The 23,422-nt window shown below is 64.6% G+C and carries 17 protein-coding genes and 1 pseudogene; 14 read left to right on the top strand and 4 right to left on the bottom strand.

What is annotated here, in order from left to right:
- The first annotated feature begins 132 nt into the window (after positions 1-132).
- From BTHE68_RS10840 to pyrF, 11 genes are all read left to right on the top strand, one after another.
- Complete coding sequence (locus BTHE68_RS10840; RefSeq protein WP_162066329.1) at positions 133-1,077, top strand: IclR family transcriptional regulator; 945 nt, start codon at positions 133-135, stop codon at positions 1,075-1,077.
- Positions 1,074-2,036 carry a 2-dehydro-3-deoxygalactonokinase gene (locus BTHE68_RS10835; RefSeq protein ID WP_162066328.1) on the top strand — a complete coding sequence of 321 codons (963 nt, stop codon included), beginning with the start codon at positions 1,074-1,076 and terminating at the stop codon, positions 2,034-2,036. Before BTHE68_RS10840 ends, BTHE68_RS10835 begins: the two co-directional genes overlap by 4 nt.
- A gap of 15 nt (positions 2,037-2,051) precedes the next feature.
- Positions 2,052-2,729, top strand: coding sequence for a 2-dehydro-3-deoxy-6-phosphogalactonate aldolase (locus BTHE68_RS10830; protein WP_162066327.1), 678 nt, complete (start codon positions 2,052-2,054; stop codon positions 2,727-2,729).
- Entirely contained in the window at positions 2,726-3,505 is a 780-nt protein-coding gene (locus tag BTHE68_RS10825; RefSeq protein ID WP_162066326.1) for an SDR family oxidoreductase, read from the top strand. The genes BTHE68_RS10830 and BTHE68_RS10825 overlap by 4 nt, the downstream gene beginning before the upstream one ends.
- Before the next feature lie 130 nt (positions 3,506-3,635).
- Positions 3,636-4,643, top strand: coding sequence for an arabinose ABC transporter substrate-binding protein (locus BTHE68_RS10820; RefSeq protein WP_162066325.1), 1,008 nt, complete (start codon positions 3,636-3,638; stop codon positions 4,641-4,643).
- A 50-nt stretch (positions 4,644-4,693) separates the two neighbouring features.
- Positions 4,694-6,208, top strand: coding sequence for an L-arabinose ABC transporter ATP-binding protein AraG (araG, locus tag BTHE68_RS10815; protein WP_162066324.1), 1,515 nt, complete (start codon positions 4,694-4,696; stop codon positions 6,206-6,208).
- A 29-nt stretch (positions 6,209-6,237) separates the two neighbouring features.
- Positions 6,238-7,254, top strand: coding sequence for an L-arabinose ABC transporter permease AraH (gene araH, locus BTHE68_RS10810; RefSeq protein WP_061177761.1), 1,017 nt, complete (start codon positions 6,238-6,240; stop codon positions 7,252-7,254).
- 678 nt (positions 7,255-7,932) lie between these two features.
- Positions 7,933-8,721 carry an SDR family NAD(P)-dependent oxidoreductase gene (locus BTHE68_RS10805; RefSeq protein ID WP_162066864.1) on the top strand — a complete coding sequence of 263 codons (789 nt, stop codon included), beginning with the start codon at positions 7,933-7,935 and terminating at the stop codon, positions 8,719-8,721.
- The gene (locus BTHE68_RS10800; RefSeq protein ID WP_162066323.1) at positions 8,712-9,599 is read left to right on the top strand and encodes an SMP-30/gluconolactonase/LRE family protein; all 888 of its coding nucleotides are present in this window, start codon (positions 8,712-8,714) and stop codon (positions 9,597-9,599) included. Before BTHE68_RS10805 ends, BTHE68_RS10800 begins: the two co-directional genes overlap by 10 nt.
- A gap of 90 nt (positions 9,600-9,689) precedes the next feature.
- Positions 9,690-10,802, top strand: a complete 1,113-nt coding sequence (locus tag BTHE68_RS10795) for an aldose 1-epimerase (RefSeq protein ID WP_162066322.1) — start codon at positions 9,690-9,692, stop codon at positions 10,800-10,802.
- Positions 10,803-10,867: 65 nt separating this feature from the next.
- Complete coding sequence (pyrF, locus tag BTHE68_RS10790) at positions 10,868-11,680, top strand: orotidine-5'-phosphate decarboxylase (RefSeq protein WP_162066321.1); 813 nt, start codon at positions 10,868-10,870, stop codon at positions 11,678-11,680.
- Positions 11,681-11,689: 9 nt separating this feature from the next.
- Here pyrF and BTHE68_RS10785 read toward each other — a convergent pair whose 3' ends face one another.
- From BTHE68_RS10785 to thiL, 4 genes are read right to left on the bottom strand one after another with little or no spacing between them, the layout of a single operon-like run.
- Positions 11,690-15,004, bottom strand: a complete 3,315-nt coding sequence (locus BTHE68_RS10785; RefSeq protein ID WP_162066320.1) for a DEAD/DEAH box helicase — start codon at positions 15,002-15,004, stop codon at positions 11,690-11,692.
- Between the two features lie 16 nt (positions 15,005-15,020).
- Positions 15,021-15,521, bottom strand: coding sequence for a CinA family protein (locus tag BTHE68_RS10780; protein ID WP_061177766.1), 501 nt, complete (start codon positions 15,519-15,521; stop codon positions 15,021-15,023).
- Between the two features lie 26 nt (positions 15,522-15,547).
- Complete coding sequence (locus BTHE68_RS10775; RefSeq protein WP_174258007.1) at positions 15,548-16,090, bottom strand: phosphatidylglycerophosphatase A family protein; 543 nt, start codon at positions 16,088-16,090, stop codon at positions 15,548-15,550.
- On the bottom strand, positions 16,080-17,078 hold the full coding sequence (thiL, locus tag BTHE68_RS10770) for a thiamine-phosphate kinase (RefSeq protein ID WP_162066319.1): 999 nt from the start codon (positions 17,076-17,078) through the stop codon (positions 16,080-16,082). The genes BTHE68_RS10775 and thiL overlap by 11 nt, the downstream gene beginning before the upstream one ends.
- Before the next feature lie 253 nt (positions 17,079-17,331).
- Between thiL and BTHE68_RS10765 the strand changes: the two genes are divergently transcribed.
- The 3 genes and pseudogenes from BTHE68_RS10765 to BTHE68_RS37335 all read left to right on the top strand — a co-directional run.
- Positions 17,332-19,626, top strand: coding sequence for an NADP-dependent malic enzyme (locus tag BTHE68_RS10765; protein ID WP_162066318.1), 2,295 nt, complete (start codon positions 17,332-17,334; stop codon positions 19,624-19,626).
- Positions 19,627-19,899: 273 nt separating this feature from the next.
- The gene (locus BTHE68_RS10760) at positions 19,900-22,518 is read left to right on the top strand and encodes a tetratricopeptide repeat protein (RefSeq protein WP_162066317.1); all 2,619 of its coding nucleotides are present in this window, start codon (positions 19,900-19,902) and stop codon (positions 22,516-22,518) included.
- Positions 22,519-23,029: 511 nt separating this feature from the next.
- Positions 23,030-23,161: pseudogene (locus BTHE68_RS37335) on the top strand (ESPR domain-containing protein); the annotation flags it as partial.
- Between the last annotated feature and the right edge of the window lie 261 nt (positions 23,162-23,422).

Below are 23,422 nucleotides of genomic sequence, written 5' to 3'. Positions count from 1 at the left end.
GACACGTCATGCACTCGATCGCCTGCCCGCGCTCGCGGGCCTCATCGCACGATCCGCACGATTCGCACGCTGGTTCGACTTTGCGCCCACTCGCATCGCGATCCACGCGCTGAGCGACGAGGAACGCGCGCCATGACCCAATTCCAGAATCCCGAAACCGACGCCGCCGAAGCGCAAGCCGCGCATACCAGCGGCCCGCGCGCGAAGCCGAGCGGCGCGAGCGCAACGAAACACCTGCCCGATCCCGACGCTATCGCGCTGCCGAGCGCACTCGTCGACATCACGCCGCAACAGGCCGGCACGCAGACGCTGCTGCGCGGCCTCGCGATTCTCGAAGCCGCCGCCAACGGCGCGCGCGATCTGCGCTCGTTCGGCGCGGCGCTCGGCACGACGCGCAGCACCACGCACCGGCTCGTCAGCTCGCTCGTGCAGGCGCGCTATCTGCGCCAGGTGCAGGGCGGCTATCTGCTCGGACCGAAGCTCATCGAACTGGGCACGATCGCGCTGGAACAGATGCCGCTCACGACGGTCGCCCGCCCGCACTTGCAGGCGCTCGCCGATCACACGCACGACACCATCCACCTCGGCGTGCGCGACGGCGACGACGTGCTCTATATCGACAAGATTCCCGGCACGCGCGGCCTCGAGATGCGCTCGCGCGTCGGGCACCGCATGCCGCTCGCGTCGACGGGCATCGGCAAGGCAATGATGCTCGACCTCGAAGCGAACGCGTGGAAGAGGCTGCTCGACGCGTCGCATCGCGCGCTCGCGAAGACGAGCTTCAAGCCCGATAACCGCCCCGACTTCGACACCTTCCTGCAGCGCATGACGCGCTATTCGCAAGGCGGTTTCACCTTCGATCTCGAAGAGAACGAAGCGTCGATCCGCTGCGTCGCCGCGCCCGTGCGCGATGCGTCGGGCGCGATCGTCGCGGCGTTGTCGGTGGCGAGCACGATTCCCTATATGCCGCACGAGCGCATGGAAGAACTGATTCCGGTCTTGCAGCGCGAGGCGCGCGCGATCTCCGAGGAACTCGGCTGGCGCGCGCCGCAGTCCGCGCGCAGGATCAAGCGATGAGCGCGGCGGCACTGATCGCGCTCGACTGGGGCACGACGTCCCTGCGCGCCTATCTGCTCGGCGCGGACGGCGTCGCGCTCGATACGCGCGCATCGCCGGCGGGCATCATGAACCTGCCCGCAGGCGGCTTCGATCAGGCGTTCGAGGAAACCTGCGGCGCGTGGCTCGATGCTGCCCGGGTTCCCGTCATCGCGGCGGGCATGGTCGGCAGCGCGCAGGGCTGGGTGGAAGCGCCGTACGTCGAAACGCCGGCGGGCGCGGATGCGCTCGTCGCGGGCATCGTCAAGGTGAAGACGGCGCGCGGCGTCACGGTGCATGTCGTGCCGGGCGTGCTGGAGCCGGGCGCGTTGCCGAACGTGATGCGCGGCGAGGAAACGCAGATCTTCGGCGCGCTCGCCAGCGACCCTGCGTCGGGCGCGGCGGGCGGCGCGCTGATCGGCTTGCCGGGCACGCACGCGAAATGGGTGTTCGTGAACGATGAGCGCATCGAGCGCTTCTACACCTTCATGACCGGCGAGACCTTCGGCGCGCTGCGCGATCACACGATCCTCGGCCGCACGATGCATCCGAGCCCGACGCACGATGAACCGGTGTTCCTGCGCGGCGTCGATACCGCGCGCGATGCCGGTCATCCCGGCGTGCTCGCGACGATCTTCAGCACGCGCACGCTCGGCCTCACGGGTCAGCTTACGGCGGAGCAGCAGCCGGACTATCTGTCGGGCCTCCTGATAGGTCACGAATTGCGCGGCCTGAACGAAGTGCTCGCGCGCCAGCAGGCGTCGCTCGCAGGCCGGACGCTGCGGCTGATCGGCAACGATGCGCTCTGCGACCGCTATCGCACCGCGCTCGCGCGCTTCGGTTGCCACGATGCCACGACGGTCGCGCACGCCACCGAGCACGGCCTTTACCGTATCGCAGCCCTCGCCGGGCTGGTTGCCGCGCCCGCGCGCGCGGCCTGAGAAGGAGCAAAAACAATGCAGCCTCCCATCAATCTGCCCGCGCCGTACGGCATGCACGCCGGTCTCGCCAAGGCGTTCGCCGCGTGCCCGTTGATCGCGATCCTGCGCGGCGTCACGCCGGCCGAAGCCGCCGAACATGGCCGCGCGCTGTACGAAGCGGGCTTTCGCATCGTCGAGGTGCCGCTCAATTCGCCGCAGCCGTTCGACAGCATCGCGGCGATCCGTCAGACGCTGCCCGCCGATGCGATCGTCGGCGCGGGAACGGTGCTGCATCCGAGTTATGTCGACAGCGTGAAGGCAGCGGGCGGCGAACTCATTGTGATGCCGCACAGCGACGCCGATGTCGTACGCGCCGCCAAGGCGCAAGGCCTCGCGTGCGCGCCGGGCGTCGCGACGCCGAACGAGGCGTTTCTCGCGCTCAAAGCAGGCGCGGACGTGCTGAAGATGTTCCCCGCCGAACAGCTCGGCCCGACGGTGACGAAGGCCTGGCGCGCGGTGATCGCGAACGAGGTGCCGCTCGTGCCGGTCGGCGGAATCTCGCCGGACAACATGGGGCCGTTTCTGAGCGCGGGCGCGAACGGCTTCGGCCTCGGTTCGGCGCTCTACAAGCCGGGCCAGAGCGCGGACGTGACCGCGCAGCACGCGAAGGCCTTCATCGACGGGCTCGCGAAAGCGCGAGGCGAAACGAGATGAACCGCCTCGCCGGCAAAGTGACGATGGTCACGGGCGCGGGACGCGGCATCGGCGCCGCGATCGCGCTGGCGTTCGCGCGCGAGGGCGCAGCGGTGGCGCTCGCCGAACTCGACATCGACACGGCGCGCGCGAGCGCGGAGCGCATCGCGTCGGAAGTCAGCGGCGCGCGCGTGATCGCGGTGCCGACGGACGTGACGCAGAGCGCGCAGGTGAAACAGGCGGTCGAGCAGATCGAAGCGTCGCTGGGTCCGATCGACGTGCTCGTGAACAACGCGGGCATCAACGTGTTCTGCGACCCGCTCACCATGACCGACGACGACTGGCGCCGCTGCTTCGCCGTCGATCTCGACGGCGTGTGGAACGGCTGCCGCGCCGTGCTGCCGGGCATGGTCGCGCGTGGCGGCGGGAGCATCGTGAATATCGCGTCGACGCACGCTTTCAAGATCATTCCGGGCTGCTTTCCGTATCCGGTGGCGAAGCACGGCGTGATCGGGCTTACACGCGCGCTCGGCATCGAGTACGCGCCGAACAACGTGCGCGTGAATGCGATCGCGCCGGGTTACATCGAAACGCAGTTGACGCTGGACTGGTGGGATTCGCAAGCCGACCCGAAGGCCGCGCGTGCCGCAACGCTCGATCTTCAGCCGATGAAGCGCATCGGCCAGCCGCAGGAAGTCGCGATGACGGCGGTGTTTCTCGCCTCCGACGAGGCGCCGTTCATCAACGCGAGTTGCATCACCGTGGATGGCGGACGCTCCGCGCTGTACCACGACTGAACCACGAACCACCGAAAGAATGACGCACTGGCCGCGGTGCGGCATCACCATAAAAAACACGGCCACACACCTTCGTAGCGCCCGTGCGCGGGCATTTTTTTCGACATCGGAAAAAGTCGGGAGACAAAAAATGAAACGCAGACTGTTCCTCACGCTGATCGCCGCCGCCACGGCAACGAGTGCGTCCATGATCGCCGCGCCCGTCGCGCAGGCCGCGGACGAGGTCAAGATCGGCTTCCTCGTGAAGCAGCCCGAAGAGCCGTGGTTCCAGGACGAATGGAAGTTCGCCGAAATGGCCGCGAAAGAGAAGGGCTTCACGCTCGTGAAGATCGGCGCGCCGTCGGGAGAAAAGGTGATGAGCGCGATCGACAATCTCGCCGCGCAGAAGGCGCAGGGCTTCATCATCTGCACGCCGGACGTGAAGCTCGGACCGGGCATCGTCGCGAAGGCGAAGGCCGACAAGCTCAAGATCATGACGGTCGATGACCGCCTGGTCGACGGCTCCGGCAAGCCGATCGAGTCGGTGCCGCACATGGGCATCTCGGCCTACAACATCGGCAAGCAGGTGGGCGACGGCATCGCGGCCGAGATCAAGAAGCGCGGCTGGGACATGAAGGACGTCGGCGCGATCGACGTTACCTACGAACAGTTGCCGACCGCGCATGACCGCACCGCCGGCGCGACCGACGCGCTCGTCGCTGCCGGTTTCCCGAAGGCGAACATCATCATGGCGCCGCAGGCGAAGACCGACACCGAGAACGCGTTCAACGCCGCGAACATCGCGCTCACGAAGAATCCGCAGTTCAAGCACTGGGTCGCTTACGCGCTCAACGACGAGGGCGTGCTCGGCGCGGTGCGCGCGGCGGAAGGGCGCGGCTTCAAGGCGGACAACATGATCGGCATCGGCATCGGCGGTTCGGACTCGGCACTCAACGAGTTCAAGAAGCCGAATCCGACGGGCTTCTACGGCACCGTGATCATCAGCCCGAAGCGTCACGGCGAAGAGACCTCCGAGCTGATGTACGCGTGGATCAAGGACGGCAAGGCGCCGCCGCCGCTCACGCTCACGACCGGCATGCTCGCCACGCGTGAGAACGTGGCTTCGGTGCGTCAGCAGATGGGCCTGGCATCGAACTAAAGCTTTGCGGGCCGTATGAAAGTACGGCCCGCGCGAATTCAGGAGGCGATGTGTCAGCGACGCTGCGTTTTGACAATATCGGCAAGGTGTTTCCAGGCGTGCGCGCGCTCGACGGCGTGTCGTTCGACGTCAACGCCGGCGAAGTTCACGGTCTGATGGGCGAGAACGGCGCGGGTAAATCGACCTTGCTCAAGATTCTCGGCGGCGAGTATCAGCCCGATTCGGGGCGCGTGCTCATCGACGACAACGAAGTGCATTTCGCGAGCGCGGCGGCTTCGATCGCGTCGGGCATCGCGGTGATTCATCAGGAATTGCAGTACGTGCCGGATTTGACCGTGTCCGAGAACCTGCTGCTCGGCGCGCTGCCGAACCGGCTCGGCTGGGTGAACAAGCGCGCGGCGAAGGCGCACGTGCGCGAACGGCTTGCCGCGATGGGCGTCGATCTCGATCCGAACGCGAAGCTGCGCAAGCTGTCCATCGCGCAGCGGCAGATGGTCGAAATCTGCAAGGCGTTGCTGCGCAACGCGCGCGTGATCGCGCTCGACGAGCCGACGAGTTCGCTTTCGCACCGCGAGACGGAAGTGCTGTTCAAGCTCGTGCGCGACCTGAAGGCGGACAACCGCGCGCTGATCTACATCTCGCATCGCATGGACGAGATCTACGAACTCTGCGATGCCTGCACGATCTTCCGCGACGGCCGCAAGATCGCGTCGCATCTGTCGCTCGCCGACGTGCCGCGCGACACGCTCGTGCAGGAAATGGTCGGCCGCGAAATCAGCGACATCTACAACTATCGGGCGCGGCCGCTCGGCGATGTGCGTTTCTCCGTGAAGAACGTGCTGGGCGACGCATTGAGCGCGCCCGCGAACTTCGAGGTGAAGCGCGGTGAAATCGTCGGATTTTTCGGGCTCGTGGGCGCGGGCCGCAGCGAGCTGATGCATCTCGTCTACGGCGCGGACAAGAAGAAGGAAGGCACGATCACGCTCGACGGCCAGCCGATCAAGGTACGCAGCACGGGCGAAGCGATTCGTCACGGCATCGTGCTGTGTCCGGAGGATCGCAAGGAAGAGGGCATCGTCGCGATCGCGACGGTCGCGGAGAACATCAACATCTCGTGCCGCCGTCACTATCTGCGCGGCGGCCTCTTTCTGGATCGCAAGAAGGAGGCGCAGACGGCCGAGCGCTTCATCCAGCTTCTGAAGATCAAGACGCCGAGCCGCAAGCAGCGCATCCGTTTTCTGTCGGGCGGCAATCAGCAGAAGGCGATTCTGTCGCGCTGGCTCGCGGAGCCGGATCTGAAGGTGGTGATCCTCGACGAGCCGACGCGCGGCATCGACGTCGGCGCGAAGCACGAGATCTATAACGTCATCTATCAGCTTGCCGAGCGCGGCTGCGCGATCGTGATGATTTCGTCGGAGCTGCCGGAAGTGCTCGGCGTGTCCGACCGGATCATCGTGATGCGACAGGGGCGGATCGCGGGCGAACTGCCGCGCGAGAAGGCGAACGAACAGGCGGTGCTGAGTCTCGCGCTGCCGCAGTCGGACAGCGTCGCGCAGGCGGCATGAAGGCAACATCAGGACAAGAGGAGCGCAGCATGGAAGCAAGAGAAAACATCGTGGGGCAGGCGACGGAAACCGTCGCGAATGCGCTGATCCCGCAGAAGAACGACAAGCAGAAGTGGTGGCAGCAGATCACGGAATACAGCCTGATCGTGATCTTCATCGTCATGTTCCTGACGATGTCGCTGACCGTGGATCACTTCTTTTCGATCGAGAACATGCTCGGTCTGGCGCTGTCGATCTCGCAGATCGGCATGGTCGCCTGCACGATGATGTTCTGTCTCGCGTCGCGCGATTTCGACCTGTCGGTCGGGTCGACGATCGCGTTCGCCGGCGTGCTCTGCGCGATGGTGCTCAACGCGACCGACAACACGGCGATTGCGATTGTCGCGGCCGTGGCGGCGGGTGCCGTGATCGGTTTCGTGAACGGCGCGGTGATCGCCTATTTGCGCATCAACGCGCTGATCACCACGCTCGCGACGATGGAGATCGTGCGCGGGCTCGGGTTCATCGTGTCGCACGGGCAGGCGGTCGGGGTGTCGTCGGATACGTTCATTGCGCTCGGCAGTTTGTCTATGCTCGGGATTTCCCTGCCTATCTGGGTGACGCTTGCGTGCTTCATCGTTTTTGGCGTATTGCTCAACCAGACTGTGTATGGACGCAATACCTTGGCGATCGGCGGTAATCCAGAGGCTTCGCGGCTCGCGGGGATCAATGTCGAGCGCACGCGGGTGTGGATCTTTTTGATTCAGGGCGCGGTCACCGCGCTGGCGGGTGTCATTCTCGCTTCGCGGATCACGTCGGGGCAGCCGAATGCGGCTCAAGGTTTCGAGCTGAACGTGATTTCGGCTTGCGTGCTCGGCGGAGTTTCGCTGCTCGGCGGGCGGGCGACGATTTCTGGCGTCGTGATTGGGGTGCTGATCATGGGCACCGTCGAGAACGTCATGAATCTGCTGAATATCGACGCGTTTTATCAGTACCTCGTGCGGGGGGCGATTTTGCTTGCAGCCGTGTTGCTTGATCAGTTGAAGAATCGCGGGTCGAGGGATTGATGGTTGGTGCGCCCGGGCCTTCGTGGAATCCTGATTTCGCGTCGGTCTATTTGCGTTGCCCCTGTGCGGGGCGGCAGTCACTTTCTTTGCTGCTGCAAAGAAAGTAACCAAAGAAAGCAGCTCGAGCCGCCCGCGGTCACACGCAATTTGGCCACTATTCTCGTTGTTCGTGGACTCAGTAGCGAGTGCCCTCGTAGGCCTAACCGGGCGTGGGCCGCGCACGGTCTGACGAGCTAGAACGTATAGCGTGCTGGTTCAGCACGAAAGAGCTCCGGCACAGCGCTACGCGCTGCCGCCGGGCATGCAAGGGAAACCGACGAAGCGCCGATGCAGCGAGATGGAAGTGTTAGCACAGAAGCACGCGCAGACCCGATTGACCGGTCGGCCGCGAAGCGGGCCGGAGCTATTTGGTGCTGAACCAGGCACGCACGCGGCGCGATGTGGCAGACCGTGCGCGGTCCAAGCCGGATGTGGCCTATGAGGGCACTCGCTACAGAGGCCACGGGTGAGGAGAAGGACACCCAAATTGCGTGTGACCGTGGGCGTCTCGAGCTGCTTTCTTTGGTTACTTTCTTTGCAGCAGCAAAGAAAGTGACTGCCGCCCCGCACAGGGGCAGTGCTAATAGACCGACACGAACTCAGGATTCCCTAGAAGCGCAGGCAAAGAGACAAAACGACATGGCACAAATCGACAAACACCTCGCAAGATACCCCAGCCTGCAAGGCAAAACCGTCCTGATAACCGGCGGCGCGACCGGCATCGGCGAAGCCTTCGTAGAACACTTCTTCGATCAAGGCGCGAAAGTCGCCTTCTTCGACATCGACACCGACGCGGGCGAATCCCTCGCCGACCGCCTCGGCGCGGCCTTGCAGCCAACCCAGACCCGCCCGATGTTCCTCAACATCGACCTCACCGACATCGACGCCTTGCGCAAAGGCATCGCGGACGTGCGAACCGCATTCGGCCCGATCACCGTGCTGGTGAACAACGCCGCCAACGACAAGCGCCACAAGATCGAGGATGTCACGCCCGAGTCCTACGATGCGGGCATCGCGGTCAACATCCGCCATCAGTTCTTCGCGGCTCAGGCGGTGATCGAAGACATGAAGCAATCGGGCGGCGGCTCGATCGTCAATCTGGGCTCGATCAGCTGGATGCTCAAGCAAGGCAACTTCCCCGTCTACGTCACGGCGAAATCGGCCGTACAAGGTATGACGCGCGGCCTCGCGCGCGATCTCGGCAAGTTCGGCATCCGCGTGAACACGCTCGTACCCGGCTGGGTCATGACCGAAAAGCAGAAGCGCCTCTGGCTCGACGACGCCGGCCGCGAAGCGATCAAGCAAGGCCAGTGCATCGACGCGGAACTGCTGCCCGCGCATCTCGCCCGCGCCGCGCTCTTTCTCGCCTCGGACGACAGCAGCATGCTGACTGCGCAAGACATCATCGTCGACGGAGGATGGGCCTGATGAACTCGACTCGCGCGCAACTTCTCATCGACAGCCGATGCTCGCTCGGCGAAGGCGCGACGTGGTGCGCCGCGAGCGGCCGCTTCTGGTGGACCGACATCGAAGGCAACACGCTGTGGCGCTACGATCCGCGCGACGGCGCGAGCGAATCGTTCGCCATGCCCGAACGGCTCGGATGCTTCACGCCGTGCGCCGATGCGCGTTTCCTGCTGCTCGGGCTCGCATCGCGGCTCGCGTTCTACGAGATCGCGACGGGGAGGATCGAGACCCTCATGGAAGTCGAAGCCGATCTGCCGACGCGCCTGAACGACGGCCGCTGCGATCGCGAGGGACGCTTCGTATTCGGCACGAAGCACGATGTCGACGACGCGCAGGCGATCGGCGGGTTTTATCGGTTGAACCGGGATTTGTCGCTCGAACGGCTGCCGCTCGGAAATTGCGCGATCTCGAACAGCATCGGTTTTTCCCCCGACGGCGCGACGATGTATTACTGTGACTCGCCGACGCGCCAGATCCGCGTTTGCGATTACCCGACGTTTTCGAATGACCGCGTGTTCGTCGAGCTGACCGACGCGACCGGCGTGCCCGATGGTTCCATCGTCGATGCCGAAGGCGGTTTGTGGAACGCGCAGTGGGGCGGCGCGCGGGTGGTGCGATATGGGCGCGATGGCCGCGAGACGGCGCGCATCGACGTGCCGACCGCGCAGCCGAGTTGCGCCGCGTTCGGCGGCGCCGATTTCGGCACGCTGTATGTGACGAGCGCGCGCATCGGTCTCGACGACACGGCACTCGGAAGCGATGCACACGCCGGCGGCGTGTTCGTCGCGACACCCGGCGCGCGCGGCATCGCCGAAGCCGTGTTCGCAGGCAAGGCGTAACGAAGAGAACACCGAGACGGCGCGCAACGACGCGTCGTCCGACCTGCCCCGGCGGCGCCGGGTTTTTCGCCTCTCGATGGAGCACGAGTCATGGCTGTTGCGCGCACAGAGCAAAGACCGAATCCTGCATCGACGTCCACGGCGCAAGCGAACGCCCGCCGCTCCAGGCTGGCCGCCGCGGCCGAGCCGCCCATCCGTCCCGGCCCGGGCACGGCGGTCGTCGCGATCGGCGGATCGCACACCGAAGGCTGCATCACCCTCGCCAACGCGCATCTGCGGCTCGAACTCGCGCCGTCGCTCGGCGGCGGCATCACGCGCTTCGACTGGCGTCACGAAGGCACGCTGGTGCCGATCTTCCGGCCCTGCGCCGAACCCGGTCCGGATACCGATCCGAATCAGCTCGCGTGCTATCCGCTCCTGCCGTATTCGAACCGCATCGGCGACGGGCGCTTTCAGTTCTCCGGACGCTCCATCGACGTGCCGTGCAATCGCGCGGGCGAACCGCTGCCGCTGCATGGCGACGGCTGGCTCGGCGCGTGGCAGGTCGAAGCGGAGGACGCGGAAGATGCGGGGCGTGCGCGTCTCACGCTCGATCGCAGCGACGGCAAGCCGTATTCGTTTCGCGCCGCGCAGACTTACGCGCTCGACGAAGCCACGCTCGTCGTCACGCTCGACGTGGAGAACACCGGCGACGAAGCGCTGCCGTTCGGCCTCGGGCTGCATCCGTTTCTGATGCGCGAGGCCGACACGGAATTGTCGGCGGCGGCGGGCGGCGTGTGGCTGTGCGGCGACGACTGGCTGCCGGTGCGGCATGTGCCGACGCCGCCGGCGTGGCAGTTCGGCGTCGCGTATCCGATGCCGTCCGAGATGGTGAACAACGCGTTCACGGGATGGAGCGGGCGCACGAGCGTGCTGTGGCCGAAGCGGCGCCTGTCGCTGACGATCGTCGCCGATACCGACTATTACGTGCTGTACGCGCCGCCCGGCGAGAGCTTCTTCTGTTTCGAGCCGGTCGATCATCCGGTTAACGCGGTGAATCTGCCCGGCGGCGGCGAAGCGCACGGCATGACCGTGCTCGCGCCGGGCGAGCGGCTGTCGCGGGAGTTTCGCTTCACGGTCGAACGCACCGGAGAAGCGGCGCGGCGTGCACGGCCGCGCACGCGCGCGGGAGCGAAGGCGCGGGCGAGAAGCGCATCGCGCTGATGTCCGGGAGACGGCGATGCCACGCACGTTAAAATGCGTGGCATCGACGTTCAACGAATCCCGCCATGTCCTTCATTCAGTCTCTCAACGCCGCGTGGTCGCGCACGCAATCGCTTCTGTGCGTCGGCCTCGACCCTGAGCCCGCGAAATTTCCCGCCGCGCTCAACGGCCGCGCCGATGCGATCTTCGAGTTCTGCAAGACCATCGTCGATGCGACCGCGCCGTACGCATCGTCGTTCAAGCCGCAGATCGCGTACTTCGCGGCGCATCGCGCCGAAGACCAGCTCGAAGCGCTGATCGCGCACATCCATGAAAAACACGCCGGCATTCCGGTGATTCTCGATGCAAAGCGCGGCGATATCGGCAGCACGGCCGAGCAGTACGCGAAGGAAGCGTTCGAGCGCTATCGGGCGGATGCCGTGACGGTCAATCCGTACATGGGTTTCGATTCGATCGAGCCGTATCTCGAACATGAAGGCCGGGGCGTGATCGTGCTGTGCCGCACGTCAAATGCGGGCGGCTCGGATCTGCAATTCCTCACGACCGACGGCAAGCCGCTGTACCAGGTCGTCGCGACGCTCGCCGCCGAAAAGTGGAACGCGAGCGGCCAGCTCGGGCTGGTCGTCGGCGCGACGTTCCCGAAGGAAATCGAAACCGTGCGGGGCATCGTCGGCGATATGCCGTTGCTGATTCCCGGCATCGGCGCGCAAGGCGGCGATGTCGAAGCGACCGTGCGCGCGGGCCGCACCGCGAACGGCACGGGCATGCTGATCAACTCGTCGCGCGCGATCATCTACGCGAGCAAGGGCGACGACTACGCGCAAGCCGCCGCCGAAGCGGCGAAGAAGACGCGCGATACGATCAATCAGTATCGCTGAGCGCGCGGTTCAGGCATCGGGAATCGGCGCGAACAGCGCGTCGATGTCCTCGGCGGAGAACTTCTCGACCGCGCGCGAATCTTCGGACAGAATGCCCGCGGCGAGCGCTGCCTTGCGCTCCTGCATCGACAATATCTTTTCCTCGATGCTGCCCGTCGCCACGAGCTTGTACACGAACACCGGCTTGTCCTGCCCGATGCGGTGCGCCCGGTCTGTCGCCTGATTCTCGGCGGCGGGGTTCCACCACAGGTCGTAGTGAATGACGGTATCGGCGGCGGTCAGGTTCAGACCGACGCCGCCCGCTTTCAGGCTGATCAGGAAGATCGGCGCTTCGCCGGCCTGAAAGCGCTGCACGGGCGTCGTGCGATCGGCGGTTTCGCCCGTCAGCGTGACGTAGCCAAGACCGGCCGCGTCGAGGGCGGCGGCGATGATCGCGAGCATGCCCGTGAATTGCGAGAACACCAGCACGCGCCGGCCTTCCTCGATCAGATTGGGCAGCATGTCGAGCAACAGCGCGAGCTTGGCCGAATCCGACGTTTTTTTCGCGCCCGGCAGTTTGACGAGCGACGGATCGCAGCACACCTGCCGCAGCTTCAACAGCGCGTCGAGCATCAGGATGTGGCTGCGTGCGAAACCTTGCTGCGCGATCGCATCGCGCACCTTCTTCTGCATCGCGGCGCGCACGGTCTCATAGAGATCGCGCTGCGCGCCTTCCAGCTCGACGCTGCGCACGATCGTGGTCTTCGGCGGTAGTTCGGTCGCGACATCGTCCTTGCGGCGACGAAGCAGGAAGGGGCGAATCCGGCGCGCGAGCAGGTCACGGCGCGTCGAATCGTTGTACTTTTCGATCGGTTTGCGCCAGCGGGCCGCGAAGTCTTTTTGCGTGCCCAGAAAGCCGGGCAGCAGGAAATCGAACTGTGACCAGAGTTCGCCTAGATGATTCTCGAGCGGTGTGCCGGTCAGACACAGGCGATGCCGCGCGCGCAACGTGCGGATGACGCCCGCCGCCTTGCTCGAAGCGTTCTTTACGTACTGCGCCTCGTCGAGTATCAGCAGGTGATAGTCGTGTTGCGCAAGCGCTTCGTGATCGCGCCAGACGAGCGGATACGTCGTGACGATGAGTTCGTGCTCCGGGATCAGCGCGAAGCGTTCGTGGCGCTGCGGCCCATGCAGATCCAGCACTTTGAGCCGTGGCGCGAAACGGCGCGCTTCTTCCTGCCAGTTGTTGACGAGCGTGGTCGGCACGACGATCAGTGCCGGGCGCGTCAGACGGCCGGCTTCCTTTTCGACGAGGATGTGCGCGAGCGTCTGCACGGTCTTTCCGAGGCCCATGTCGTCGGCGAGCACGCCGGCGAGATCGTGTTCGCGCAGGAACTGCATCCAGTCGACGCCTTCGCGCTGGTAATCGCGCAACTTCGCTTTCAGGCCGCGCGGCACGGCGATCCGGCGCGGTCCGGCGGCTTTGCGCAGCCGCTGCGCTAGTCCGACCACCGACGCGTCGCCGTCGAATTGCCAGCGCAATCGTTCATCGGCTTCGGCGAGGCGGCCGGCTTCGAGCGCCGACAGTCGCAACGGTGTTTCCGCTTGAGGATCGGCGCGGTCGAACAGGTCGATCAGCGCGTGCACGAGCGGTTTGATCCGCGCGGCGCGAACCATGAAGCGCCTGCCCGCCTGAGTACGGAATTCGACGGCGTGGGCGTCGTCGATCAGATCGATCGCGCCGTTGAGCCAGCGGCGGTCGCGCGCGAAGAGTTCGGCGAGCAGCGGTTCCAGGCGCACGCGCTCCGTCTCGACCATGATGCCCAGTTCGAGATCGAACCAGTTGTTCTCGGCGGCACGCGCGGTCGCCTCGATTTCTTCGATCTCGACGACATCGAAACGCGAGTTCGGCTCGATGATCACGCGCCAGCCGGCTGCACGCAGCGCGGGTACCTGTTCGGCGACGAACGCTGGCCACGCATCCTGCGAGGGCAAGACGAAGGCGCCGGCATACTGGGAGTCGTCGTGATGGCCCCGCACGCCGGTAATGGACTTCAGTCCGGCTTCGATCAGACGATTCCAGCACGCGTCTTCGGCATCTTGAGGGCGCGCAATACGGACGCGTTCGCCGTCCGCGAGCCGCACGAGCGTCTCGAGACCGTTCGCCGGAATCGTGATGCCGCCGTAGTCGAAATCGAATCGGGCGATATCGAGTTCCACCGGCGGCGCGTTCAGCCTGCGAGGCGCGTCGAGCAGGAGCGTGGCGAGCGTGAGCACGGGGACCGGCGCGGCGTCGATCGTGCGGGTCCCCGCGTCGCCGTCGGCGGGCGGCGCGGGCAGTTCGGACGCGAATTCGGCGAGCGCCGCGCGCACGATGGCCGCTTCCTCGAGCGTCAGCACCGGCATCGCCAGGTAGTCGGCGAGGAGTTCGTCGGGCACGGGTGAATCGACGGGGCCGGTTTCGTTCCTGACGCCATCGAAGTACCACGGCGGTTCGGTCGGCAGCACGACGCCGCCTTCCGGCTCGGTTTCGAGCGCCGCGAAGATCATGTCGTCGTGGTGCGGAATCCATTCGACATTGCCGCGGCGGCGCGCGCCTTCGCGCAAAGGCTGTTTCAACTGCAGGGCATTCGCGTTCGGCTCGAAGTAGAGGCGGCCCGTCGCTAGCATCATCTGCCACACCACCGCGCCGCGCTTGCCGAATGGTGCGTAGCCGTCGCCCGAATAGCCCCGCTCGGATCTGAGCGCGCGAATGATCGCGTCGTCCTCGGTGGACACGAATTTAGGCGGGCTTTTCCAGGCGGCGTAGTTCGGGTACCAGCTTTCGGTCGCGCGGATCGCGCCATCGACGTTGAGCCGCGCCTTGAGCGTCACCAGCTCGAAACCCGAGTGACCGCGCAGGGACGGCATGAGCACGTAGACAATCTGATACACCGCGCCGGTAGCGGATCGGGCCGCTTTCGCCTGCGCCTGCCGCGTCGCCTCGACCTTGGCGCGAAAGCCCGACAGCCACCGCTCGACGGCCATGCTCACGCCGGATCGCTCAGCCGCTTCCTTTCGCTCCAGCCAGGCGAGCAGCGTTGCCGCGACATGCTTGCAGTCATACCCGACCGGGCAGGAGCAGTAGCCGTGCGGCCGGCCGCTCTGGAATGTGATCTCGACCATGTACGGCGCCGGTTGCGTCCCCGGTACCTGCGCGTACATCATGTGCTTCACCAAGTCGATATCGCCGACGGCGCGGACATAGCCGAGCGCCTTGCCGATGGTCTTCGGGCCCATCCAGCGGGCCACCTGGTCTCTGGTGTATGTGGCCGGATCGGCCGTCTGGCTATCTGGTTTCGTCATGCGATGCAACTGCGCCTCACCGTTCGCGCTGATCCAGAAACTCCAGCAGCTTGCGCAGGGCATGCGCCGCCGCCTGCGCGCGCACCTGTTCGCGGTCGCCCTTGAACAGTTGCGTTTCGACGCCGGTATGAAGGCGGTTGCTCCACGCGAACGACACCGTGCCGACCGGCTTCGCGTCGCTTCCGCCCGCCGGGCCCGCGACACCCGTGATCGCCACCGACACCTGCGCGCGGCTGTTGCGCAGCGCGCCTTCGGCCATCGCCTTCGCGACGGGTTCGCTCACCGCGCCGTGCTGCTCGATCAGCGCCGCCGGCACGCCGATCATCTCGATCTTCGCGAGATTCGAATAGGTGACGAAGCCGCGCTCGAACCACGCGCTGCTGCCGGAAATATCCGTGATGGCGGTCGCGACCATGCCGCCCGTGCACGACTCGGCGGTCGCGAGCATCAGCCGTTCGTCGCGCAGCTTGTTGCCGACGCGAATCGCAAGTTGGTGAACGACGGTGTCGGTTGGCATGGCGGTGTTCTCGATGGATGGGAAAGTCAGACGGTCATGCGCCAGAGCGCGATCACGAGCAGCGTGAAGAACGCCGCGACGAGATCATCGAACATGATGCCGAAGCCACCTTTCAGATGGCGGTCGAAATAGCGGATGGGCGGCGGCTTCACCATGTCGAAGAAACGGAACACGATGAACGCCCACAACTGACCGGTAAATGTCGCGGGTGTGACGAGCAGCAGCACGAGCCAGAACGCGACGATCTCGTCCCACACGACCGGCGACGGGTCCGCGATGCCCATTTTCTTCGCGGTGAAGCCGGTGAACCAGCATCCGGCGATAAAGCCGACGACGATCAGCGCGCCCCACGCCGCGACCGTCATATGCGGGTTGAAGACGATGAACGATAGCCACGCGAACAGCGTGCCGACCGTTCCCGGCGCGACGGGGGACAGCCCGCTGCCGCAGCCGAGCGAAAGAATATGGAGCGGATGCGTGAGCATGAAGCGTGCGCTCGCCTTGCGCGGCGCGCGCGGCGCATTGCGTGAATCGTTCGGTTCGCCCGCGAGGGTCGGGTCAGTCTGCATGAAAATGATCGAAGCCTTGCAACGTCAGGGAGAGCGGCGCGCCCGCGGCATCGCGCCAGGCGATACCGGGCGCACCGGATGATTCGATTGTACCGATGCGGGTCAGCGGCACTTTCACGCTCGTCGCGATATTCGCGAGCGCCGCGCGCGCGGCGGGCGGCGCGGTGAAGCAGAGCTCGTAGTCATCGCCGCCGGCGAGCGTGCATTGGCGGCGCGCGGCCTCGGGCAGCGCGCGGACGGCGTCCGAGCACGGCACGGCATCGGCATCGACGATGGCGCGCACGCCCGAGCGTTTCAGGATGTGCATGAGATCGCCCGCGAGGCCGTCGGAGATATCGAGCGCCGCGTGCGCGACGCCGCGCAGGGCGAGACCGAGCGCGACGCGCGGCTCGGGCCGCTCCAGCGCGCGCTGCCAGTTTGCGGCGGTGGCTTCGTCGGGCGCGCGCCATTCGTTGCGGATCGCGCCGAGTCCCGCGCGCGCATCGCCCAGCGTGCCGGACACCCAGATGTCGTCGCCAGGCCGCGCGGCGTCTCGACGCAGGGCCGCGCCGTGCGGCACGTCGCCGAACACGGTGATGCAGAGATTCAGCGGACCGCTCGTCGTATCGCCGCCGACGAGCGCGCAGTCATGCCGGTCGGCGAGCGCGAAGAGGCCATTGCTGAACGCTTCGAGCCATGCTTCGTCGGCGCGCGGCAGCGCGAGCGCGAGCGTGAACGCGTGCGGCTGCGCGCCCATCGCGGCCAGGTCCGACAGATTTACGGCGAGCGCCTTGTGCCCGAGCGCGTAAGGATCGACATCGGGAAAGAAGTGGCGGCCTTCGACCAGCATGTCCGTCGAAATGGCGAGCTGATGGCCGGCGGGCGGCGCGATCAGCGCGCAGTCGTCGCCGATGCCGAGCGGCCGCGCGGCTTCGTCGTCATGACGTGGCGAGGGCGCGGTCGCGCGGCGTGCAAAGAAGCGGTCGATCAGGGAAAACTCGGAGAGCATCGTCGGCGATGAAATGGTTTTTTGTGCGCTGCAAGAGAACGACGCGGGACGCCCAAGAACCCCGAAAGCATCCGTCCCGTGTCTCGAAAAAATCGAACGAAGCGCCGCGAGCCTTGCCCCACGGAGCGATCAGACCATTTCCGGTCATGGCACTTGTAGCCGAAATGCATGGAGCGCGGCCCGAAACCGCCTCTGATTGGCGCTACAATGCGTTCGAACTTCCATTCTAATTCCCGCACTGCTAGCCCGCCTTATGACGACTGACGCCAATACGAAGTTGCGCGAAGCCGCGCTCGATTATCACGAATTCCCGGTTCCGGGAAAGATCGCGATCGCGCCCACGAAGCAGATGATCAACCAGCGCGACCTCGCGCTCGCCTATTCGCCGGGCGTCGCGTTCGCGTGTGAAGCGATCGTGGAAGATCCGCTGAACGCCGCGCGCTTCACCGCGCGCAGCAATCTCGTGGGCGTCGTGTCGAACGGCACGGCCGTGCTGGGACTCGGCAACATCGGGCCGCTCGCGTCGAAGCCGGTGATGGAAGGCAAGGCCGTGCTGTTCAAGAAGTTCGCCGGCATCGACGTGTTCGATATCGAGCTGAACGAAAACGACCCGCACAAGCTCGTCGACGTGATCGCCGCGCTGGAGCCGACTTTCGGCGGCATCAATCTGGAAGACATCAAGGCGCCGGACTGCTTCATCGTCGAGCGCGAATGCCGCAAGCGCATGAAGATTCCCGTCTTCCACGACGACCAGCACGGCACGGCGATCGTCGTCGCGGCGGCGGTCACCAATGGTCTGAAGGTCGTCGGCAAGAATATCGGCGAAGTGAAACTGGTCGCGTCGGGCGCGGGTGCGGCGGCGCTGGCCTGTCTGAACCTGCTCGTCGATCTCGGCATGAAGCGCGAGAACATCTACGTGACCGATCTCGCCGGCGTGGTCTACAAGGGCCGCACCGAACTCATGGACCCGGACAAGGAACTGTTCGCCCGCGAAACCAGCGCGCGCACGCTCGCTGAAGTGATGGAAGGCGCGGACGTGTTCCTCGGTCTGTCGGCGGGCGGCGTGCTCAAGCAGGACATGGTCAAGCAGATGGCCGCGAAGCCGCTGATCCTCGCGCTCGCCAATCCGACGCCGGAAATCCTGCCGGAACTCGCGCTCGAAGTGCGCCCGGACGCGGTGCTCGCCACGGGCCGCACGGACTATCCGAACCAGGTCAACAACGTTCTGTGCTTCCCGTTCATCTTCCGCGGCGCGCTGGACGTGGGCGCGACCGTCATCACGAAGGAAATGGAAATCGCGGCGGTGAACGCGATTGCGGAACTGGCGCGTCAGGAACAGAGCGATATCGTCGCGACCGCTTATGGCATTCAGGATTTGTCCTTCGGTCCGGAATATCTGATTCCGAAGCCGTTCGATCCGCGTCTGATCGTGAAGATCGCGCCGGCGGTGGCGAAAGCCGCGATGGACTCCGGCGTCGCGACGCGTCCGATCGAGGACATGGAAGCCTACGAGCAGCATCTGCAGCAGTTCGTCTATCACAGCGGCACGACGATGAAGCCCGTGTTCCAGCTCGCGCGCAGCGTCGAGCCGGAGAAGAAGCGCATCGTGTTCGCGGAGGGCGAGGAAGAGCGCGTGCTGCGCGCAGTGCAGATCGCCGTCGATGAGAAGATCGCGAAGCCGATTCTCATCGGCCGTCCGGCGGTCATCGCGCAGCGCATCCAGAAGTTCGGCCTGCGTCTCACGGCGGGCACCGATTTCTCCGTCGTCGATACGGATCACGACGAGCGTTACCGCGATTTCTGGCAGACCTACGCGAAGATGATGGCGCGCAAGGGTATCAGCGAGCAGATGGCGAAGCTCGAAATGCGCCGCCGCACGACGCTGATCGGCGCGATGCTCGTGCAGAAGGGCGAAGCCGACGGCATGATCTGCGGCACGGTGAGCACGACGCATCGCCATTTGCACTTCATCGATCAGGTGATCGGCAAGAAGGAAGGCGCAAAGGTGTACGCGGCGATGAACGCGCTCGTGCTGCCGGGCCGGCAGATTTTCATCGTCGATACGCACGTGAATGTCGATCCGACGCCCGAGCAGCTCGCCGAAATCACCATTCTGGCGGCGGAAGAAGTGAAGCGCTTCGGCATCGTGCCGAAGATCGCGCTGCTGTCGCATTCGAACTTCGGCACGAGCAACGCGCCGAGCGCCCAGAAGATGCGCGAGGTGCTCGCGATCCTGAAGGAGCGCGCGCCCGATCTCGACGTGGATGGCGAAATGCACGGCGACGTCGCGCTGGATTCGCGCTTGCGCAAGGAAGTGCTGCCCGAATCGACCCTCGAAGGCGACGCGAACCTGCTGATCCTGCCGAACATCGACGCGGCGAACATCTCGTACAACCTGCTGAAGACGGCGGCGGGAAGCGGCATCGCGATCGGGCCGATCCTGCTCGGCGCGGCGAAGCCGGTGCACGTGCTGACATCGTCGGCGACAGTGCGGCGGATCGTCAACATGACGGCGTTGCTGGTGGCGGACGCGACGGCCACGCGGTGATAACGAAATCTGAGTTTCTGGATGGTTAAGCAAAACGCGGCGAATTTCGCCGCGTTTTGCTTTGTACGTGACGACCATCACCGTAGACGTCGGCCGGGCCCGGCTTCTGGAGCGCTTGCGCGCCTGTCTTGGACTACGCATTTCCGACTCTTCTTTCCTGACTGCCTGTCTTAAGGCGCGTGCCTAAGTTTTTCAGACTCGACGATCTGATTTTCGGAATCGTCGGATGGCTGCGATACCCCCTGCTTTTTACTATGCGGTCTGCCGGAGCGCTTGCTCGCGCCGGTTCATGAAGCCTGGCCGAAGTGCTTCTCCTTCGGCCTCCATGCACGCACCGAAGGGGACGCAGGATTGCAAGCAACCGGACACGCAACGACCGACTCATTTGACTCCGCACTCGCGAGTTTCCGCGCAGGCGACCGGGCGCTGGCCGCCGCCCACTGCGACGAAATTTTGAGTGAGGCGCCGGGCCATGCCGGCGCCAATCATCTTCGCGGTTTAATCCACTTGCTGAGCGGCGATCCGGCGAAGGCGGAATCGCTGATCCGCATTTCGCTCGCGCAAACAAAGAGCGCCGCCGGCGAATCGGATCTCAGTCTCGCCCTGAAAGCGCAGAAGCGCTACGCGGACGCCGGTGCCGCCCTGCAACGCGCGCTCTCGCTTGACCCCGATTTCGCGTTCGCGCATCACAATGCCGCGCGGCTCCTCGACGAGCAAGGCGATGTAGTTCAGGCCGAAACCGCCTATCGGCGCGCCATCGAACTGAAGCCGGACGCCGCGGATTTCCACTTCAATTACGGCAAGCTGCTGGCACGAACCCGTTCTTCGAAAGCAGCACTCGCGGAGTTTGATCGCGCTGTGGAACTGCGTCCCGCATGGGCGGAGGCGCACAACAGCCGGGGTTCTGCGCTCGGAGAACTGGGCGAGCTGAAGCATGCCGAGTCTGCTTTTCGTCGTGCGCTGGAACTCAAACCGGATTTCGCTGAAGCGCGCTGCAACCTGGGATCGCTGTTTGTGGAGGCGGGGCGCCTTGCGGAAGCGGAATCCGAGTTGCGCACGGCGCTGTCGGTCGACCCCGCGTTCGCCGGCGCGAACGAAGCGTTGGCCCGTCTCCTGTCTCGCCTGGGGCGCCGGACAGAGGCCATCGAAATGTTCCGCAAGATGGTCGCCCTGCTGCCCGACGATGCCGGCGCGCTCAATGCGTTGGGCGCCACGCTGGCGGAGGAGAGGGAATTCGCGGATGCCGAGCCCACGCTGCGTCGCGCGCTGGAACTTGATCCTGCATTCGTTGCGGCGCACGTGAACTTGGGCAACCTGCTCATGGAAACCGGGCGCAGTGGCGAAGCGGAAACCGTTCTGCGGCGCGCAATCGAACTCGATGGCGCGCATTGGGGCGCGGTCTACGCCCTTGGCTTGCTGCTGAAGAGCGCGCGCAGGCTGGACGAAGCCGAAACGGTCTCGCGTCGGGTCGTCGAGCTGAAGCCGCGTCTGGCGGCAGGGTATGTCGGTCTCGGCAATGTGTTGCTGGGGAAAGCCTCCGGTGACATTGGTGAGGCGTTGAACAACTATCGCCATGCGATCAAGGTCGATCCGGACTGTCTGATCGGGCACTCGAATCTGGCCTTCACGCTCAACTTCGAGAGTTCCAACGGCTTAGATGTCCTGGAAGAGGCCAGGCGCTTTGCCGCTCACTTCGAGGCCCCGTACGCGACGGGCCCCATGAAGTACACCAACGATTCCGACCCTTCGCGGCGTTTGCGCATCGGCTATGTCTCCCCGGATTTTCGCAACCACTGCCAGGCAATGTTCCTGCTGCCACTGTTGCGCCATCACGATCACGAGGCAGTCGAAGTCTATTGCTATTCGAGCGTTTCAAAACCGGACGACGTAACGCGCGAAATCGCCGGCCTGTCCGACGTCTGGCGCGACGTCCACAAACTGGACGACGATCAACTCGCCAGCCAGATCAGGGAAGACCGGATCGACGTGCTCGTCGATCTCACCATGCATATGTCCAACGGGCGTCCGCAGCTTTATGCGCGCCGTCCGGCGCCAGTGCAGGTCGCCTGGCTCGCTTATCCGGGCACGACGGGTAGCAGCGCCATCGGCTATCGCTTGACCGATCCGTGGATCGATCCTCCCGGTTCGCCCGAGGCGGACGAACGCTACACAGAACAATCGATTCGTCTTCCCGATACCTTCTGGTGTTACGACCCGATGACGGCCGACCTCGAATCGGGCCCGCTACCCGCCGACGGCGCGGGCCACGTTATGTTCGGGTGTCTGAACAATCCCTGCAAGCTCAGTGATCGAACGTTCGAGCTTTGGTCGCGCGTGATGTCGCAGGTGGCCGGCTCCCGCCTGACACTGCTGGTCAGCCAGGGACAGGCGCGTGAGGCGATCATTGCACGCTTTGCGGCGCTCGGGATCGATGCCGGGCGGCTGAGTCTCGTGGATTATCAACCGCGCGAGACCTATCTGCGGACGTACCAGCAGATCGACATCGTGCTCGACACGTTCCCGTACAACGGTCACACGACAAGCCTGGATGGGCTCTGGATGGGCGTTCCGGTGGTGACGATGATCGGCGAAACGGCAGCGGCGCGGGCCGGCTATGCATTTCTGTCGAACCTGGGCTTGCCCGAACTGGCTGGTGACTCGGAGGAATGCTTCGTCACTGAAGCTGTCGGGTTGGCTAGCGACCTGCCTCGGTTGCGCGAGCTCCGCTCAGGACTGCGCGCGAGAATGGAGCGCTCTCCGCTGATGGATGGCGCCCGTTTCGCTCGCGGGATGGAGAAGGCGTTCCGCTCGATGTGGGCCGGGTGGGTAAGTGGCACCGCTCCGCGCGCCGAAGTGCGCCCGAAAGCGAGGAAGGCGCGGAGCCGTATCTGAAGCTAAGACTGCGCAGCATCGCGTGACGGTTTCAGGATTTATCAATATTCCCATTTCAAAGTCCATTTCATGGCGAGGCGAACTATGAATCGCACTCGTCTTGATTTGCGAATAGGAAAGTGCTTATTTTTTCAATTAAAAGACTCGTCTTTTTCTTATTCCGTTTTTTGAATTTAATCTAAATCATATCGCCTCTTGGTTGGCGCTGAGTTGGCGTTCGCCTGCTGATCCCCGAATCGGTGTCTTGCGAAGAAATTTGACTCATTTTAAGAGTCTTGCGATCTACTCACTTCATGGGTGCGTATAGCCTTGTCGGGTGCAGCGTGAATTGTTTTTTAAGTTGCTCCTGTCCTCACCGAAAGCCGGCATGGCTGCCTTAGAGTCTGCTGCCGCTTTCTTTACTGGGTCAGAGCCGGTTTGCCGCATTCAATCATTTAATTGGTTTTAACTGCCGCGCGTCACGCTCTTGCGTGATTTCAAATCAAATTTCTTTAAGGTCTAAAGGACTAAGATGAATAAGACTTATCGTTCGGTGTGGAACGAATCAACGCAAACGTGGTGCGCCGTGCAAGAGACCGCAACGGCCCGTGGCAAGTCGGCTTCGAAAGGTGTAAAGCTGGCCCCGGCAATTTCTGTGTTGAGCGTCGGCGCCGTCTTTTCTGCGTTCTCGGGGTCAGCTTGGGCCGATTTTTGCTCGATGGTCGCCAAAGATGCACATAACTACCAGGCCACCGGCGACGTTGCAGGCTGCGCTGCCTGGGGCAATACAAACGTTCTGGGAGATGCGCCCGGCAGCGTCTGGTCAGGCATGGGCGCTGGCCAAACCCAGATAGTTGTCTCTACAGCTCAGAAAAAGCTGGGCTTTTCCCCAAGCGGCGCCAACATCGCCACGATGACAGACAGT

This window comes from Burkholderia sp. THE68 (genome assembly GCF_009938265.1).
Classification (GTDB): Bacteria; Pseudomonadota; Gammaproteobacteria; order Burkholderiales; family Burkholderiaceae; genus Caballeronia.
Note: the sequence above shows the minus strand (reverse complement) of the source record. Positions and strands in the feature narration are given on the sequence as shown.

Bases quoted from the DNA above. Each gene is read 5' to 3' on its own strand.
- thiL (WP_162066319.1), bottom strand. From the start codon at position 17,078: ATGCTCTCCGAGTTTTCCCTGATCGACCGCTTCTTTGCACGCCGCGCG.
- araH (WP_061177761.1), top strand. From the start codon at position 6,238: ATGGAAGCAAGAGAAAACATCGTGGGGCAGGCGACGGAAACCGTCGCG.
- BTHE68_RS10800 (WP_162066323.1), top strand. From the start codon at position 8,712: ATGGGCCTGATGAACTCGACTCGCGCGCAACTTCTCATCGACAGCCGA.
- pyrF (WP_162066321.1), top strand. From the start codon at position 10,868: ATGTCCTTCATTCAGTCTCTCAACGCCGCGTGGTCGCGCACGCAATCG.
- BTHE68_RS10775 (WP_174258007.1), bottom strand. From the start codon at position 16,090: ATGCAGACTGACCCGACCCTCGCGGGCGAACCGAACGATTCACGCAAT.
- BTHE68_RS10840 (WP_162066329.1), top strand. From the start codon at position 133: ATGACCCAATTCCAGAATCCCGAAACCGACGCCGCCGAAGCGCAAGCC.
- BTHE68_RS10835 (WP_162066328.1), top strand. From the start codon at position 1,074: ATGAGCGCGGCGGCACTGATCGCGCTCGACTGGGGCACGACGTCCCTG.
- BTHE68_RS10830 (WP_162066327.1), top strand. From the start codon at position 2,052: ATGCAGCCTCCCATCAATCTGCCCGCGCCGTACGGCATGCACGCCGGT.
- BTHE68_RS10785 (WP_162066320.1), bottom strand. From the start codon at position 15,004: ATGACGAAACCAGATAGCCAGACGGCCGATCCGGCCACATACACCAGA.
- BTHE68_RS10765 (WP_162066318.1), top strand. From the start codon at position 17,332: ATGACGACTGACGCCAATACGAAGTTGCGCGAAGCCGCGCTCGATTAT.
- BTHE68_RS10795 (WP_162066322.1), top strand. From the start codon at position 9,690: ATGGCTGTTGCGCGCACAGAGCAAAGACCGAATCCTGCATCGACGTCC.
- BTHE68_RS10780 (WP_061177766.1), bottom strand. From the start codon at position 15,521: ATGCCAACCGACACCGTCGTTCACCAACTTGCGATTCGCGTCGGCAAC.
- BTHE68_RS10825 (WP_162066326.1), top strand. From the start codon at position 2,726: ATGAACCGCCTCGCCGGCAAAGTGACGATGGTCACGGGCGCGGGACGC.
- BTHE68_RS10805 (WP_162066864.1), top strand. From the start codon at position 7,933: ATGGCACAAATCGACAAACACCTCGCAAGATACCCCAGCCTGCAAGGC.
- BTHE68_RS10820 (WP_162066325.1), top strand. From the start codon at position 3,636: ATGAAACGCAGACTGTTCCTCACGCTGATCGCCGCCGCCACGGCAACG.